The organism is Oceanimonas baumannii, from assembly GCF_002245495.1.
Classification (GTDB): Bacteria; Pseudomonadota; Gammaproteobacteria; order Enterobacterales; family Aeromonadaceae; genus Oceanimonas; species Oceanimonas baumannii.
Genome location: NZ_NQJF01000005.1, coordinates 139206 through 155208 on the forward strand (window position 1 = coordinate 139206; position 16003 = coordinate 155208).

The window sequence follows — 16003 nt, forward strand, 5'->3', positions numbered from 1 at the left end:
TGTCTTCCCCAAGACAAACTTCTATTTGCGCAGTACCCCCTCCTCCACCAGCAGGTCGTAAATGGCCTGGGCGGCGGCCTGGGGGTCGTTGCGGATAATCTGTCCCTTGCCTCCCTGGGCCTTGGCGGTGGCCTGTTTAAAACGGTCAGCGGCAGTTTTGGCGCGGGCCACTTTCAGGCGTTTGGGCCTGGGTTTGGCGTCCTGCCATTGCCAGCGGTTGCTGTCAGCATCGCGCCGTGAAGCACCCGGTTGCTGCTCGTCAATTTCACCGCGCCGGGCCCGGGCAAAGGCAAGCTGACGGGGGCTGGCGGCGGCTTCATCCACACTGGCCACCAGTGGCAGCTGCGTGGTAATGCGCCGGCGCTGGCCTCTCGGCAACGCCTGCAGCAGGGTGACCTGATCGCCTTCAATGGCTTCGATGGCGGCAATGCCGGTGACCAGTGGCCAGCCCAGATGCTCGGCCAGCAGATAAGGCAGCATGCCCGAGCCTTCTCCCTGCTCAGCGTGAATGCCGGTCAGCAGCAAATCGGGCTGCAGCTCGTCCAGATAAGGGGCCAGCACGGCCAGAGCGTCGTCATCCGGAGCCTGACGCAGCACGGTCAGTTTCTCCAGCCCCATGCCCAGGTAGTCGTGCAGGGCCGGATGTTGCGGATCGCCGGCATGGATCACGTCCAGCTCTCCCCCCAGAGCAAAGGCCAGCTCCAGAGCGCAGGCATCCTGCAGGGCGCGACGGGCACGACCCGACACCGGATGCCGGCCTTCACTGACCAGCACCGCAATATTTATCTTCTCAGGCTGCATCACTTACCTCCCCCGCCGGCTGGGCTGAGGCCAGGGCCACCAGCGCCGCCAGAATTTCACCGCTGTCGCCAATGGCGCTCAACCCGGCCCGCTTGACCATATCGCAGTCGGCATCCTGGTTAATGGCCACCACCTTTTCCACCTTGCCAATGCCTTGTAAATGCTGCACGGCACCGGAAATCCCCACGGCGATATAAACCCGGGCACTCACCCAGGTACCGGTCGCACCCACCTGACGGTTACGTGGCATAAAGCCGTCGTCCACCGCCACCCGGCTGGCACCTTCAGCTGCCCCCAACAGGGTGGCAGCCTGATGAAACTGCTCCCAGTCGTGCACGCCGTTGCCGGCAGACAGAATAAACTCGGCCTCAGCCAGGGGGATGTCGGCAGGATCCACCGCCACCCGGCCCTGATCCTGTACCCGGGCGGCGGGCAGGGTTTCCACTTCCAGACTGACCGGCAGCGCTTCATAACGGTATTCGGTGCAGGGCATGGCACACTCTTCCAGTGCCAGCATAACCCGGCACAGCGGCCGGACAATGTCCTGGTGGCCGGCACCGCTGCGGGCAATAATCTGCTCGCCTTCCCATTTCCACACCCCGGTAGCCGGGCGTTCACCCAGGGCTACCGCCAGCCGCCGGCCCAGTTCCGCCGACTCGCCGGCATCGGGCAGCAGCCAGTGCAACGGCTGATAGTCGCTGTCGGCCTGCAGGCACAACTCGGCCCAGGCTTCCGGCTGATAGCCGTCCACCCCGTCCAGTTGCAGCAACCGGTCGACGCCCGCTTCATCGATGCTTTCTTTCAGCTCACCACACACCAGCCCGAGCACCGCAGTGGTCTGATGCTGAACCGCAGCCAGTTGCTGGGCCAGGCCCAGCACGTCCTTGCCATGGGCCGTGAGGCGGCCGCCGGACAGCGGCAGCCAGACCGCAATGTAATGCTGCGGATTGTCTACCTGGTGCAGCGGCAGTGCCGCTTGCTCGCTGGCCTTGCGTACCAGAGAGGTCACCCCGGCGGCACTATGCATGTTAAGGCGGTCCAGCCGGCGCAAACCGCTGGGGCCGTATTGCCACTGAGGGCGCGGGTTCTTGCGCAGCAACCCGGTGGGGCCACGCTGAGGCTGGCCGCTCAGCTCGGTGTGGCGCGGATGTAACCGGTTACGGGCAATCCAGGCCAGACGCGGATCCTTGCGAATAATGTCAGACATGGGCTTCCTCCTTCTCGCGCGGCTGGGTGGCAGGCTGAACCAGAGCGTCCAGCAGCAGCTCGGCAATGTCTTTCACCTCGGGCCGCGGCTCCACTACCCCTTCCATCATCAGGGTGCACTGCGGACAGGCTACCGCCATCAGCCCGGCGTCCACCGCCCGGGCGTCGTCCATGCGCATGTCAGCAATGCGGCGCTCACCGGGAATATCGGTGACCGGCGCACCACCCCCACCACCGCAGCAACGGGAACGGAAACCGCTGCGATCCATCTCGGTGCGGGCAAAGCCCAGCTGGTCAAGCAGGTAGCGGGGCGCGTCATAAACACCGTTGTAACGGCCCAGATAACAGGGGTCATGGTAGGTGAGCGTGCCACTCTGACCATTGCTGAATGCCAGCTTGCCCTGCTGGTGCAGCTCGGCCAGCAGCTCGCTGTGGTGCAGCACGGTATAGTCACCACCCAGCTCGGCATATTCGGTGCCGAGGCTCTGCAACGAATGCGGATCGGCAGTTACCATGCGGTTAAAGCGGTACTTGCCGAGGGTCTGAATATTGACTTTCGCCAACCGCTGGAAAGTGGCTTCATCGCCCAGCCGGCGGGCCAGATCGCCCGAGTCCAGCTCCTCGTTGCCGAGGTAGGCAAAGTCCACGCCACCGGCGCGCAGCAGCTTCACCAGGGCTCGCAGTGTACGCTGGTTGCGCATGTCGAAGGCACCGTCACCCACCCACAGCAGCACATCGACTTCGCCAACTTCTTTCATCAGCGGAATACTGAGATCCGCCGCCCAGTGACTGCGGCTGGACGGTGCCAGGCCGCCCGGGTTGTCGGTGGCGATCAGGTTTTCCAGCACTTCCTGGCCCTTGCCCGGGGTCTGGCCCCGCTCCAGAGTCAGATAACGACGCATGTCTACCACGGCATCCACGTGCTCAATCATCATCGGGCACTCTTCCACACAGGCACGGCAGGTGGTGCACGACCACAGCGTCTGGCTGTCGAGCATGCTTTCCACCAGCGGCTTGTCGGGGCAACCGGTGCGGGCGGCGTTTTCCTGGCCCGGATGGGGGCTGCCGCGGTAACCCACTTCTTCCTGAGCGGCGAGGCTGATCACCATGTCCTGAATGAGCTTTTTGGGGTTGAGTGGCTGGCCGGCGGCATAGGCCGGACATTTGCTTTCGCAGCGGCCGCACTGCACACAGGCGTCGAAGCCGAGCAGCTGGTTCCATTTAAAGTCGGTCACCTTCTCCACGCCCAGCTTGTCGGCACTCAGGTCGAGCGCTTTCAGGCCGGTATCGCGACCGCCGCCAAAGCGGGCCGGACGACGATGAAAGGCCAGGTGCAGGGCACCGGCAAAGGCGTGCTTCATGGGTCCGCCCCAGGCCATGCCAAACACCAGCTCACCCAGGCCCCAGGCGCATACCGCCAGTAATACCAGGCCCAGCAGGGTGCTGCCGGTGCCTGCGGGGAAAATGCCGGTGGCCGGCAGGGTGGCAATAAAAAAGCCCAGCGAGAACGCCAGCAGACTTTTCGGCAAGCGCTGCCAGGGGCCGCGCGACAGCCGGGAGTTGGGCAGTTCACTGGCAGGCTTGCGCCGGCGATGCCAGACAAACAGGGCACCAACGGTCATCAGCAGGCTGGCTCCCAGCAGCGGCCACACCAGCCAGGCGCTGTGCAGGCCCAGGCCGTGCACCAGCACCACCAGTACCAGCGCCAGTACAAAGCCGCCGCCGGTGGCCACATGGGTATTGGACATATACTTGTCGCGCGCCACTACATGGTGCAGATCCACCAGATAGCGACGCGGCATGGCGGCCAGCCCTTGCCAGAAGGGCACGGGGCTGGTCTGGCCCCGACGCCACAGCCGCACCCGGCGCAGGGCACCGATGGCGGCCAGGGCAAAGGCCAGCGTTAACAAATAAGGGATCACAGGCTCGAACATAGCGGGCACCTCACAGGGCCGGGGTTGTTACCCCCGGCCCCTGACTCAGAAGTCTTTACACAGACGCAGGGCGTCGTAGATGGCGGCGTGGGTGTTGCGCTGAGACACGCAGTCACCCAGGCGATACAGCAGGTAACCCTGGCCGTGCTGGGCCAGCGCCGGCTGGGGCTTGCCGTCATAGAGGGCCTCCAGATCAATCTGGCCCTTGTTCACGGCATCGCCCTTCAGCTCGTAGTAGAGGCGCTCGTCGGGACGAATGCCGTTCTCCACCACCACCTGATCCACCACCCGCTCCTCTTTCTGGAAGGTGTATTCGTTTTCCAGCACCGCCACCAGCTTGTCGCCCTCGCGGTACACCTTGTGCAACGCCAGATCGGAGGTCATGATCACCTCACGCTCATACAGCGAACGGTAATAGGTGGGGAAGGTAGTACCACCAATGGCCGCGCCGGGCTTGATGTCGTCGGTCACCAGCTCCACCAGGCTGCCCTTGGAGGCCAGATAATCGGCCGCCGACATACCGGAGAATTCGCAGATGGTGTCGTATACCAGCACGTTCTTGCCCGGCTCAACCTTGCCGGACAGGATATCCCAGCTGCTTACCACCAGGCCTTCGTCGGCGCCCCACTCAGGAACCTGCTCCAGGAAGGGGGTTCCGCCTACGGCCAGGATCACGGCATCGGGCTGCTCGGCCATGATGGCAGGTAAGTCGGCAGCGGTGTTCAGACGCAGATCCACCTTGAGACGGGCCAGCTCCAGGGCATACCAACGGGTAATACCGGCAATTTGATCCCGCTGCGGGGCCTTGGCCGCCAGGGTGATCTGACCACCCAGTTCGGGAGCTTTCTCAAACAGCACCACATTATGGCCACGCTCGGCCGCCACCCGGGCCGCTTCCATGCCGCCGGGGCCGCCCCCAACCACCACCACCTTACGGATAGGGCCGTCGGTTTTCTCAATAATATGAGGCATACCCATGTATTCGCGGGAGGTGGCCGGTGCCTGAATGCAGAGCACGTCCAGCCCCTGATACTGACGGTCAATACAGTAGTTGGCACCAACGCACTGGCGGATCTGATCCACCTGACCCAGTTTTATCTTGGCAATCAGATGCGGATCGGCCATATGCGCCCGGGTCATGCCCACAAAATCAACATAGCCGCCTTCAATAATGCGCTGGGCCTGTGTGGGATCCTTGATGTTCTGCGCGTGGATCACCGGCACGGTGACCACTTCCTTGATGCCCGCCGCCAGATGCAGGAAGGGCTCGGGCGGATAGCTCATGTTCGGGATCACGTTGGCCAGACTGTTGTGGGTGTCGCAACCGGAGCCGATCACGCCAAAGAAATCCACCATGCCGGTGTCGTCGTAGTATTTGGCGATCTGCTTCATGTCGTCGTGACTGAGGCCATCGGGATGAAATTCGTCACCACAGATGCGCATGCCCACAGCAAAGTCGGGGCCCACTTCGGCACGAATGGCCTTGAGCACTTCCAGACCGAAGCGCATGCGGTTTTCAAAGCTGCCGCCCCATTCATCGGTGCGCTTGTTGACCCGCGGGCTCCAGAACTGATCGATCAGATGCTGGTGTACGGCAGACACTTCCACCCCGTCCAGACCACCTTCCTTGGCCCGGCGTGCAGCCTGGGCGAAGTCGCCGATAATGCGCTGAATGTCTTCCGGCTCAATGGTTTTACAGGTGGCACGATGCACCGGCTCACGGATGCCGGAGGGCGACAGCAGAGTGGTCCAGTTGTAGCCATCCCAGCGGGACCGGCGTCCCATGTGGGTAATCTGAATCATGATCTTGGCGCCGTGCTTGTGCATGGCATCAGACAGATTCTTGAAATAGGGAATAATACGGTCGGTGGTCAGGTTAACCGAACTCCACCAGGCCTGGGGACTGTCGATCGACACCACGCTGGAGCCGCCACAAATGGCCAGACCCAGGCCACCCTTGGCCTTTTCCTCATAATATTTCACATAGCGATCGGTGGTCATGCCACCGTCGGTGGCATGCACTTCGGCATGCGCCGTGCTCACCACCCGGTTACGAATGGTGAGCTTGTTGATGTTCATGGGTTGAAACAAGGCGTCGAACTGTCCCATCCTGGAATCCTCTTGTACTGCTGCGTGCCTTGAACCGGCCCGCTGAAAATTAAAACCGCTCCTGTGAGCGCCTGCTATTGTTTGTCACTCCCGCGCCCCTTCCGTCACTCCCGCGCAGGCGGGAGTCCATACGGGCAACCCCAGAGCCTGAACCCGTGCATTCCGCCCTGGATGCCCGCCTTCGCGGGCATGACGGCTAGGGTGTCACTCCCACGTCCCCTCTCGTCACTCCCGCGCCCCTTCCGTCACTCCCGCGCAGGCGGGAGTCCATGCCCCAGGCGGCTCGGGCCAGAAGCCTTACAGCGGGCTCACCTCAAACAGACCGTAATCGCACCCACTCTGGGACGCGCCTTGCACCTGACGGGCCTGAGTGCGCACCGGATAGCCCAGGCTTTGAGCAATCTGATCCATGGCGCCGGCAAACCAGCCGGTGAACATGTAATCCACCATGCGCTCTACCTTGCCGTACTGATAAACGAAGGCTGAATGGTCCAGGCGAACCCGGGCGGTGCCGGCAGCAATATCGAGCTGCTCAATGGTGAACAGACCCCAGCCCCGCTGGGACAGGCGTTTCATATAATGCTCAAACACCGCCTCACCACTGATGCCGTGACACTCGGCCTCTTTTTCACACCAGTGCCAGGCCGACTTGTAGCCCGCCTTATACAGGATCTCGGCATAGCGCTCAGGGCCCAGCTCTTCCTCAATGGCCATGTGGTTATTAACGAAAAAGTGACGCGGCACATACAGCATGGGCAGGGCGTCGGTGGTCCAGACACCGGTATCGGTGTCCACTTCTATCGGCATTTCAGGTGCATGTACTGACATTGTGATTCTCCCTTGCTTCCTTGCTGTGTTATTCGCCCCAGACGTCCTTGAGAACGCGGACCCAGTTACCACCCATTATTTTTTCAATCAGACGCGGGGAATAGCCATTACGCAGCAACGCCTCGGTCAGGTTCGGGAACTCACCAATAGTGCGGATGCCTTCCGGGTTGATGATTTCGCCAAAGCGGGTCAGCCGGCGGGCGTAACCTTTGTCGTGGGTCAGCCATTCGAAGAAGTCCTGATCGTGGCCCTGGGTAAAATCGGTACCGATGCCGATGGCGTCTTCACCCACCAGATCCAGCACATAGCCAATGGCTTCAACATAGTCATCCACGGTGGACTCAATGCCCTTTTTCAGGAAGGGCGCAAACATGGTCACCCCCACAAAGCCGCCGTGCTCGGCAATAAAGCGCAACTCCTGGTCCGACTTGTTACGCGGGTGATCCTTCAGTCCGGCGGGCAGGCAATGGGAGTAGCACACCGGCTTTTTGGACTCGAGGATCACTTCTTCTGAGGTCTTGGCACCCACATGAGACAGGTCGCACATCATGCCAACCCGGTTCATCTCGGCCACAACTTCACGACCGAACCCTGACAGACCACCGTCGCGCTCGTAACAGCCAGTGCCTACCAGGTTCTGGGTGTTGTAGGCCATTTGCACGATGCCTACGCCAAGTTGCTTGAAGATTTCCACATAACCCAGCTGATCTTCAAACGCATGGGCGTTCTGGAAGCCAAGGATAATGCCGGTGCGGCCTTCTTCCTTGGCGGCCAGAATGTCGGCGGTGGTACGTACCGGGCGGATCAGGTCGGCGTGTTCCTGGTAATGGCGGTTAAAGGCGGCGATGTTGTTCACCGTGGCCTGAAACCCTTCCCATACCGACACAGTGCAGTTGGCGGCAGTCAGGCCGCCACGGCGCATGTCTTCAAACAGTTCCCGCCCCCAGTTGGCGATAATAAGACCGTCGATAACGATGGCCTGGTTGTGTAATTCTGCTGCGTTTTGCATAGCCGGACCTTCCTTGCATCTGTTACACGGTGATGTCTGACTCACCGAATTCAGAGGCAGTCTAGCCCGCACGCCACCGTGCGCTGTGGCTGAAAACGACGGAGGCATACTCAAAAACGTCATGGTTTATATGGAATACGGAAAGCCGTGCATTTCTGCGGAGTCAGCGTGGTGTGCTGCATGCGCTGGATACCCGTCCCCGCCCTCCCTCGTCGCTTCCGTGGAGCCGGGAGCCCAGTGCGGATCTGCAGACAACATTAGGGATTCAGCTCAGTGTTCCATGCCCTGGATGCCCGTCTGCACGGGCATGACGGGAAAGCGTCGCTCCGGCACACAAACGTCCGCCCCCGCACCCCCCTCGTCGCTCCCGCGAAGGCGGGAGCCCAGTGCGGTTCTGCAGGCAACATTAGGGATTCTGGTCAGTGCACCATGCCCTGGATGCCCGCCTGCACGGGCATGACAGGGAAAACGTCGCACTAGCACACAAACGTCCGCCCCCGCATACCCCTCGTCGCTCCCGCGCAGGCGAGAGCCCAGTGCGGATCTGCAGACATCATTAGGGATTCTGGTCAGTGCCCCATGCCCTGGATGCCCGTCTGCACGGGCATGACAAGGAAGACGTCGCTCCGGCACACAAACGTCGCCCCGCATACCCCTCGTCGCTCCCGCAAAGGCGGGAGCCCAGTGCGGTTCTGCAGGCAACATTAGGGATTCAGCTCAGTGTTCCATGCCCTGGATGCCCGCCCCCGCCTTCGCGGGGATGACGTTTCTGCACGGGCATGACGGAAAGAGGATATTCCCTCCATCCACCAGCTAAACTGGAAAGCACCCTCTTTATATCGGGTCATCGCCATGCATAAACAGCCGGCGGTCTATATGCTGACCAACCAGCGTAACGGCACGCTTTATATCGGGGTCACCAGCAATCTGGTGCAGCGGATTTGGCAGCATCGGCAACGAGCCGTGGAAGGGTTCTCAGCCCGTTACGGGCTGCACTGGCTGGTTTACTTTGAGCTTCACGACGATATGTATTCTGCCATCACGCGCGAGAAGCAGCTCAAGAAATGGAAGCGGGCCTGGAAAATACGACTGATTGAAGTACAGAACCCCGGCTGGCGGGATTTGTGGGAGGAGATTATTTGAGCTGCCATTTCTGCAGCCTGCCGTAGTACTCAATGCCAGAGCATAGTGCACTGGATGCCCGTCTGCACGGGCATGACAAGGAAGACGTCGCTCCGGCACACAAACCGCCCCCGCATCCCCCTCGTCGCTCCCGCGAAGGCGGGAGCCCAGTGCGGTTCTGCAGGCAACATTAGGGATTCTGGTCAGCGCACTATGCTCTGGATGCCCGTCTGCACGGGCATGACGGGAAATCGTCGCTCCGGCACACAAACGTCCGCCCCCGCATCCCTCTCGTCGCTCCCGCGCAGGCGAGAGCCCAGTGCGGATCTGCAGACATCATTAGGGATTCTGGTCAGCGCACTATGCTCTGGATGCCCGTCTGCACGGGCATGACGGGAAATCGTCGCTCCGGCACACAAACGTCGCCCCGTATCCCCCTCGTCGCTCCCGCGCAGGCGGGAGCCCAGTGCGGATCTGCAGGCAACATTAGGGATTCTGGTCAGCGCACTATGCTCTGGATGCCCGTCTGCACGGGCATGACGGGGAAAACGTCGCACTAGCACACAAACGTCCGCCCAGCACTTCCCTCGTCGCCCCCGCCTTCGCGGGGATGACGTTTCTGCACGGGCATGACCAAACAAGCCACTATCAGAGCGTCACCGAGGCGAACGTTGGCTCCCCACGGGCGGTGTCAAAACACTGGTTAAGTGTAATGTCGGACAAATCCGGCGTGGCCTGTACCACCGCCGGTGCAGGACGCCCCGAGCGATCGTCCCGGGGTGGCACGCCGAAGCATTCCCGGTAGCATTTGCTGAAATGGGGCATGGATACAAACCCACAGGCCGTGGCAATATCAATGATCGCCAGTGACGTCTGGCGCAGCAACTGGCGGGCCCGCTTCAGACGCAGGTTCAGGTAATAACGCGACGGTGAGCACTTCACATGACGCTGAAACAGCCGTTCAACCTGCCGCCGTGACAGCCCTACATAATGGGCCAGTTCGTCGAGAGTAATGGGCTCTTCCAGATTCGCTTCCATCAGCGCAACGACCTCTGCCAGTTTGGGCTGGGCCGGCCCTACCAGGTGACGCAGTAACACTTTCTGCTCTTCCTGACCATCGCGAATGCGCTCGCACAGGAACATATCGCAAATGGCGGTACTGAGAGCGCTGGAGTGCTCTTTTTCAATCAGGTGCATCATCATGTCGATGGGCGCGGTACCGCCACTGCTGGTCAGCCGGTCACGGTCGATACAATAAAGGGCATTACTGGTTTCCTGACGGGGAAAGGCCTCCTGAAAAGCGGCCATGTATTCCCAGTGAATGGTGCAGCGATAGCCTTCCAGCACACCGGCATCAGCCAGTAAGAAGCTGCCGGTACAGACGGCCCCCAGCTTGACCTTGCGATGAGCCAGCTGCTGCAACCAGCTGCGTAGTGGGCGGCTGCGGGCATTAGCAACCCCGACCCCACCGCACAACAGCATCATGTCAAGATGACCACAGTCGTGAATGGCATGATCCGGCGTAACCTGAACACCGTCACTGGCCCGTACCGGTGCGCCGGTTTCCGTCAGCATCACCCATTCGTACAAGGCTTTCCCCGACAGCTGGTTGGCCATACGCAACGGCTCAATGGCCGACGCCAGGGAAATCATGGTGAAGTTTTCCACCAGCAAAAAACCGACACGTTGTACCTGACTCATTGCTCTTCCTCCTGCCTCCGCTGCAGTCAGAGGAGTTACCTCCGAACTGTTGCTGACAACCCAGCGTTATCACGACGACATCATTTACATCAGTTATGCAAACATTTAAACAATATATAACAACAGGACGTTATTAAGTATCTTTAACGTCGATGCCACCGTAAAAATGTAAACACATTGTGACTCGGCTCATAAGTAACAAATTAAGCCCCTTCATGCCTTGCCCCTCCCTTTAAAATTCCGTTACCACATGGAGTTAAGTAGAGTTACGGGCAACTTTCATGCCATAAGTATTCACTCAACCAAACAATAAAAAAGCCGCCCTTCGGGACGGCTTTTTTAGGCTGAAAGAGATAAATGTTAACAATAAGGTTTACTATGAAACAAAACGGCTACATCAAGGTTCCCCATTACAGCGCACCGGTGCAGCGCCTTGCTCCCTTATCGTGCAGAACCGGCAGGCAGAAGCTACTTCACCGGTACAGTCACCGGTTCTTCAACCGGCATTTCCTGATGTAACGCCCGGAACAGCCCCCACATCATTATCATGATCACCGCTGAAAACGGAAAAGCGGCAATAATAGCGGCGGTTTGCAAGGCCTTAAGCCCGCCCGCCAGCATCAGAATAGCCGCCACGGCAGCGACCGCCATGCCCCACAGCACTCGCTGGCTACGGGGCGGATGCTCATTCCCCATCGACAGAATAGTCGTGACCACCAGGGTACCGGAGTCGGCCGAAGTGATGAAATACAGCGCAACCAGCACCGTTGCAAGTACCGAGGCCAGGTAACCCATAGCGCCGTCGTCCAGCAGCGTCAGTGTGGCATAGAGCGCAGTGGTCACGTTTTCGGTGACCGCCGTTACCACTCCGGCCTGGCCGATGGCCGCTGTTACTTCACCTGCCGCATTGGTCACGGTCTGAGTCAGCTCCAGGTAAAGGGCCGAGCCTCCAAACAAGGTCAGCCACAGCATGCCCAGCAGCGTTGGCACCAGTAATACACCGCAGATAAACTCGCGGATGGTCCGGCCCTTGGAAATACGCGCAATAAACATGCCGACAAACGGAGACCAGGACATCCACCAGGCCCAGTAAAATACTGTCCACCATGATTGCCACTGACCGTCTTTGCTGGCGTCGGTCCAGGTGCTGAGCGGAACAACATGAGCCAGGTAATCCCCCACGCCCTGCACATAACTTTGAAGCAGGTAGCGGGTCGGACCGTACACCAGCAAAAACAGCAGGATTGCCACTGTCAGCCAGATATTAATCTCTGACAGCCACTTCACCCCCCGGCCGATACCGGACAATACCGACACAGTGGCAATAGCAGAGATAACCAGAATCAGCACCAGCTGATTGGTGATATTCACTTCAATACCAAACAGGTGGTTCAGGCCGGTGTTAATCTGGCTGACCCCCAGGCCCAGGGATGTGGCCACACCAAACACGGTGCCGAATACCGCCAGGGTATCGGCGGTATGTCCCATCCAGCCATAAATACGCTGACCAATCAGCGGATACAATGCCGAGCGGATAGTCAGCGGCAAATTCTGCCGGTAGGAAAAATATGCCAGCGCCAGCCCGACCACCACATAAATCGCCCAGGGATGCAGGCCCCAGTGGAAGAAGGTCAGTCGCATCGCCACTTCTGCTGCTTCCGGCGTCAGTCCCTCAGTGATAAAGGGGTTGCTCTGAAAGTGGTAAATAGGTTCGGCGATAGACCAGAACACCAGACCTATCCCCATGCCGGCACTGAACAACATGGCAAACCAGGAAAACAGGCCATATTCCGGCCGGGAGTCATCACTGCCCAGACGCAGCCGGCCAAACCGGCTGCAGGCCAGCACCACGCAGAACACCAGCATCAGTGCCACAATGGCGATGTAGTACCACTTGAAATTAGACAATATGCCGCCTGATACGGTATCAAACAAACCGGCAGCAGAATCCGGGTAAAGGGCACCGCCCAAAACAAACAGGGTAACGATCAACATGGAGCTGATCGTTGCCGCCGGACTCATTCCTTTCAAAATTCCGTCTTTGCCAACCATAGCAAGAGATCTCCGTCGGATTAGTTATAAATCAGACGCGATTTGACCACCTTGCTCCCGTGGTCAGGTCGCGACTGCAGGTATTACCGCCCGCCCGTAAAGGCATAAACGGTGCACTACCGGTTCCTATAACAACAGCTAACGGCTGATTAAAACTTCCCCAATGCGACATCTAATTAACCAGTCCCGTCCCGAACGTCACACTCTGTTTTCATTGCGACAGCATGTCGCAACTGCTCTTGCCGTTATTCCCGACCGGTATTAGCCTGAGCTTTTGTCAATTGAAAGGGCCTGAACCATGATGATCAGCGATCTTATTGACCAGCAGGATTTCCTCTCCCGGCTGCAAGCCTGGGGCCTGACGCCCCCGGTGCGGCTGGCCGATTGCTCTGCCCTGCTGGCAGATACACTGAGCGGCCCCGAGGGCGCTCTGTGGCGGGAACGATTGGAGGTTCTGCTGGCCCAGCGGGCCCTGCTGCACCCGGACGTACTGGCGTTGGTGGAGAAGAGTTTGAGGTAGAAAGTCAGGCCCCCTGCCTGGGCTCCCGCCTTCGCGAAGATAACAAAACTTAACCCCGTCATGCCCGTGCGTACGGGCATCCAGGGCATAGTGCACTGACCTGAATCCCCAGCGTTGTCTGCAGATCCGCACTGGGCTCCCGCCTTCGCGGGAGCGACGGAACCACTCTTGTCATGCCCGTGCGTACGGGCATCCAGAGCATAGTGCACTGACCTGAATCCCCAGCGTTGTCTGCAGATCTGCACTGGGCTCCCGCCTGCGCGGGAGCGACGACCTATTTGTCATGCCCGTGCGTACGGGCATCCAGAGCATAGTGCACTGACCTGAATCCCCAGCGTTGTCTGCAGATCCGCACTGGGCTCCCGCCTTCGCGGGAGCGACGACCTATTTGTCATGCACGTGCGTACGGACATCCAGGGCATGGTGCACTGACCTGAATCCCCAGCGTTGTCTGCAGATCTGCACTAGGCTCCCGCCTTCGCGGGAGCGACGGAACCACTCTTGTCATGCCAGTGCGTACGGGCATCCAGAGCATAGTGCACTGACCTGAATCCCCAGCGTTGTCTGCAGATCCGCACTGGGCTCCCGCCTGCGCGGGAGCGACGGAACCACTCTTGTCATGCCCGTGCAGACGGGCATCCAGGGCATGGTGCGCTGACCTGAATCCCCAGCGTTGTCTGCAGATCTGCACTGGACTCCCGCCTTCGCGGGAGCGACGGAGCCACTCTTGTCATGCTCGTACGTACGGGTATCCAGGGCATAGTGCACTGACCTGAATCCCCAGCGTTGTCTGCAGAACCGCACTGGGCTCCCGCCTTCGCGGGAGCGACGACCTATTTGTCATGCCCGTGCGTACGGACGTCCAGGGCATGGTGCGCTGACCTGAATCCCCAGCGTTGTCTGCAGATCTGCACTGGGCTCCCGCCTTCGCGGGAGCAACGGAACCACTCTTGTCATGCCCGTGCGTACGGGCATCCAGAGCATAGTGCACTAACCTGAATCCCCAGCGTTGTCTGCAGATCCGTATGGGCCCCGCCTTCGCGGGAGCGACGGCGACTTTCCAAACCTTGGTCATCTCCGCAAAAGCGAAGATCCGGGGGACTACAGTGTCCAACCTGCATCAAGGTGTGGCCCCGCCTGCATCGGGATAACATTCATTCGCGGTAGCGGCAAAACAAAAAAGGGGAGCCACTGGCTCCCCTTTCTGCTGATACGAAGTCTGCTTACTCCGGCAGTTTCACCGACAGCCGCTGTCCCTCGGCATTGGCCACAAAAGTATCTGCATACCAGTCAACAAAGTTGACCACCCCGAATTCATAGGTGGGCGAATACGGGCCCGGCTCATACGCCATGGAGTTAATGCCGCGCTGGTTCTCCTCGGCCAGAGCCCGGTCCTGGGCATTGGTGGCGTCCCATACCCGGCGCAGTTTTTCAACATCGTAATCCACACCTTCCACTGCATCCTTGTGTACCACCCATTTGGTGATCACTTTGGTCTTCTGAGGGCCCACCGGAATGACCTGGAAAGTGATCAGGTGGTCACCCTGGCCATGGTTCCAGGAATTGGGCAGATGCAGAATCCGCAATGATCCCAGATCCCGGTTCTGCACCCGACCCAGCGTTTTTGCACAGGCCGGGCTGCCATCAATGGTCATGGCCACTTTGCCTTCGGCCAGCGGCATACGCACCATGCGGTTGCGCAAACCGAAAGAAACGTGTTCATGCGGAATACCTTCGGCATCCCACTCTTCCGCTTTGCGCGCAACGTGAGCCTTGAAGGCATCGCTGGCGCGAGGATCGGTGGTATCGTCCCACTCCAGCAAGGTATTAAGCAGTTCCGGATGTGAGCCGGCACAGTGATAACACTCGCGGTTGTTCTCAATCACCAGCTTCCAGTTGGCGTCTTCCAGAATTTCGGACTGCACCGCCACCTTGGCATTCTCCAGATCGTAGGGCTCCAGATAACGGGCCAGCTCAGCAAGAAAATCGTCAATAGCAGGCGGCTCGTCGGCCAGGCTGATAAAGATATAGCCGCCGGCGGTTTTGGTATGCACTTTTTTCAGGGGGAAATCCGCTTTATTGAACTGATCTCCCATATCATTCCCGGCATAGAGCAACTCACCATCCAGTTCATAAGTCCACTGGTGATAAGGACAGACCATCTTGGCAACCTTGCCCTGCTTGGGCAGGCAAATACGCGATCCCCGGTGCCGGCACACATTATGAAACGCCTGCACCTCCATCTGCTTGTTACGCACGATAGTTATGGGGTTATTACCCACTTCCAGGGTAATAAAATTGCCCGGCTGGGGAATCTCACAGGTCAGCCCCACATACAGCCATTCCTTGCAGAAAATCTGCTCCATGTCGGCGGCAAACACTTCCGGGCTATTGTAACAGGCCTGAGGAAGGGAATAGCCCGGCCGACGCTGACGCAGCAACTGAACAGTATCGCCAAGCTGGCTACCTATCAGGGTGGTGTTGATCTGCTCCATCTGTCTTGCCTCCTTCATATTTATCAAGTGCGTAAAATCCCACTGACGGCTCACTGCCGGTGGTCACAGTTGACCTCATTGTTACCAAGGTTATGCGATCCGGATTGCCTGAAAGCGACGCCTGCCACGCCTGTTTCCGACCTGCCCGGCCAGGACAGGGATGCCCCCGTCTCCAGGCGGGGGGAACGGATATATCCATGTCGTTTTCAGGCAATTCTGCTGGTCC

General features: G+C 59.5%; 11 protein-coding genes. 2 read left to right on the forward strand and 9 right to left on the reverse strand.

All coding sequences use genetic code 11. The features are described from left to right. Nucleotides 1–21: 21 nt before the first annotated feature. The 6 genes from etfB to B6S09_RS07360 all read right to left on the reverse strand — a co-directional run bounded on the left by etfB (nucleotide 22) and on the right by B6S09_RS07360 (nucleotide 7887). Nucleotides 22–801: an electron transfer flavoprotein subunit beta gene (gene etfB, locus B6S09_RS07335; RefSeq protein ID WP_094277852.1), complete on the reverse strand. Its 780-nt coding sequence runs from the start codon at nucleotides 799–801 to the stop codon at nucleotides 22–24. Further along, on the reverse strand, nucleotides 791–2008 hold the full coding sequence (gene etfA, locus B6S09_RS07340; RefSeq protein WP_094277853.1) for an electron transfer flavoprotein subunit alpha: 1218 nt from the start codon (nucleotides 2006–2008) through the stop codon (nucleotides 791–793). Before etfA ends, etfB begins: the two co-directional genes overlap by 11 nt. Next, complete coding sequence (locus B6S09_RS07345; RefSeq protein WP_094277854.1) at nucleotides 2001–3941, reverse strand: (Fe-S)-binding protein; 1941 nt, start codon at nucleotides 3939–3941, stop codon at nucleotides 2001–2003. Before B6S09_RS07345 ends, etfA begins: the two co-directional genes overlap by 8 nt. 45 nt (nucleotides 3942–3986) lie before the next feature. Next, on the reverse strand, nucleotides 3987–6050 hold the full coding sequence (gene dgcA / locus B6S09_RS07350) for a dimethylglycine demethylation protein DgcA (protein ID WP_094277855.1): 2064 nt from the start codon (nucleotides 6048–6050) through the stop codon (nucleotides 3987–3989). 297 nt (nucleotides 6051–6347) lie between these two features. Continuing rightward, nucleotides 6348–6878, reverse strand: coding sequence for a 4-vinyl reductase (locus B6S09_RS07355; RefSeq protein ID WP_094277856.1), 531 nt, complete (start codon nucleotides 6876–6878; stop codon nucleotides 6348–6350). Between the two features lie 28 nt (nucleotides 6879–6906). After that, nucleotides 6907–7887 (reverse strand): dipeptidase, encoded by a 981-nt coding sequence (locus B6S09_RS07360; RefSeq protein ID WP_094277857.1) that lies wholly within the window; start codon nucleotides 7885–7887, stop codon nucleotides 6907–6909. A gap of 852 nt (nucleotides 7888–8739) precedes the next feature. Here B6S09_RS07360 and B6S09_RS07365 point away from each other — a divergent pair. Next, nucleotides 8740–9030 carry a GIY-YIG nuclease family protein gene (locus B6S09_RS07365; protein WP_094277858.1) on the forward strand — a complete coding sequence of 97 codons (291 nt, stop codon included), beginning with the start codon at nucleotides 8740–8742 and terminating at the stop codon, nucleotides 9028–9030. A 627-nt stretch (nucleotides 9031–9657) separates the two neighbouring features. On the opposite strand, the gene gbdR is transcribed toward B6S09_RS07365, so the two are convergent. Further along, nucleotides 9658–10710: a choline metabolism transcriptional regulator GbdR gene (gene gbdR / locus B6S09_RS07370; RefSeq protein ID WP_094277859.1), complete on the reverse strand. Its 1053-nt coding sequence runs from the start codon at nucleotides 10708–10710 to the stop codon at nucleotides 9658–9660. A 468-nt stretch (nucleotides 10711–11178) separates the two neighbouring features. After that, a complete protein-coding gene (locus B6S09_RS07375; protein WP_166670287.1) occupies nucleotides 11179–12762 on the reverse strand; it encodes a BCCT family transporter in 1584 nt (527 codons plus the stop codon). A gap of 298 nt (nucleotides 12763–13060) precedes the next feature. Between B6S09_RS07375 and B6S09_RS07380 the strand changes: the two genes are divergently transcribed. Further along, a complete protein-coding gene (locus B6S09_RS07380) occupies nucleotides 13061–13282 on the forward strand; it encodes a hypothetical protein (protein WP_134113970.1) in 222 nt (73 codons plus the stop codon). 1223 nt (nucleotides 13283–14505) lie between these two features. On the opposite strand, the gene gbca is transcribed toward B6S09_RS07380, so the two are convergent. Beyond that, the gene (gene gbca, locus B6S09_RS07385) at nucleotides 14506–15777 is read right to left on the reverse strand and encodes a glycine betaine monooxygenase oxygenase subunit (RefSeq protein ID WP_094277861.1); all 1272 of its coding nucleotides are present in this window, start codon (nucleotides 15775–15777) and stop codon (nucleotides 14506–14508) included. Nucleotides 15778–16003: the final 226 nt, after the last annotated feature.

What these genes read in the sequence shown, in the direction of transcription:
- etfB (WP_094277852.1), bottom strand. Translation starts at nt 801, where the DNA reads ATGCAGCCTGAGAAGATAAATATTGCGGTGCTGGTCAGTGAAGGCCGG.
- etfA (WP_094277853.1), bottom strand. Translation starts at nt 2,008, where the DNA reads ATGTCTGACATTATTCGCAAGGATCCGCGTCTGGCCTGGATTGCCCGT.
- B6S09_RS07345 (WP_094277854.1), bottom strand. Translation starts at nt 3,941, where the DNA reads ATGTTCGAGCCTGTGATCCCTTATTTGTTAACGCTGGCCTTTGCCCTG.
- dgcA (WP_094277855.1), bottom strand. Translation starts at nt 6,050, where the DNA reads ATGGGACAGTTCGACGCCTTGTTTCAACCCATGAACATCAACAAGCTC.
- B6S09_RS07355 (WP_094277856.1), bottom strand. Translation starts at nt 6,878, where the DNA reads ATGTCAGTACATGCACCTGAAATGCCGATAGAAGTGGACACCGATACC.
- B6S09_RS07360 (WP_094277857.1), bottom strand. Translation starts at nt 7,887, where the DNA reads ATGCAAAACGCAGCAGAATTACACAACCAGGCCATCGTTATCGACGGT.
- B6S09_RS07365 (WP_094277858.1), top strand. Translation starts at nt 8,740, where the DNA reads ATGCATAAACAGCCGGCGGTCTATATGCTGACCAACCAGCGTAACGGC.
- gbdR (WP_094277859.1), bottom strand. Translation starts at nt 10,710, where the DNA reads ATGAGTCAGGTACAACGTGTCGGTTTTTTGCTGGTGGAAAACTTCACC.
- B6S09_RS07375 (WP_166670287.1), bottom strand. Translation starts at nt 12,762, where the DNA reads ATGGTTGGCAAAGACGGAATTTTGAAAGGAATGAGTCCGGCGGCAACG.
- B6S09_RS07380 (WP_134113970.1), top strand. Translation starts at nt 13,061, where the DNA reads ATGATGATCAGCGATCTTATTGACCAGCAGGATTTCCTCTCCCGGCTG.
- gbca (WP_094277861.1), bottom strand. Translation starts at nt 15,777, where the DNA reads ATGGAGCAGATCAACACCACCCTGATAGGTAGCCAGCTTGGCGATACT.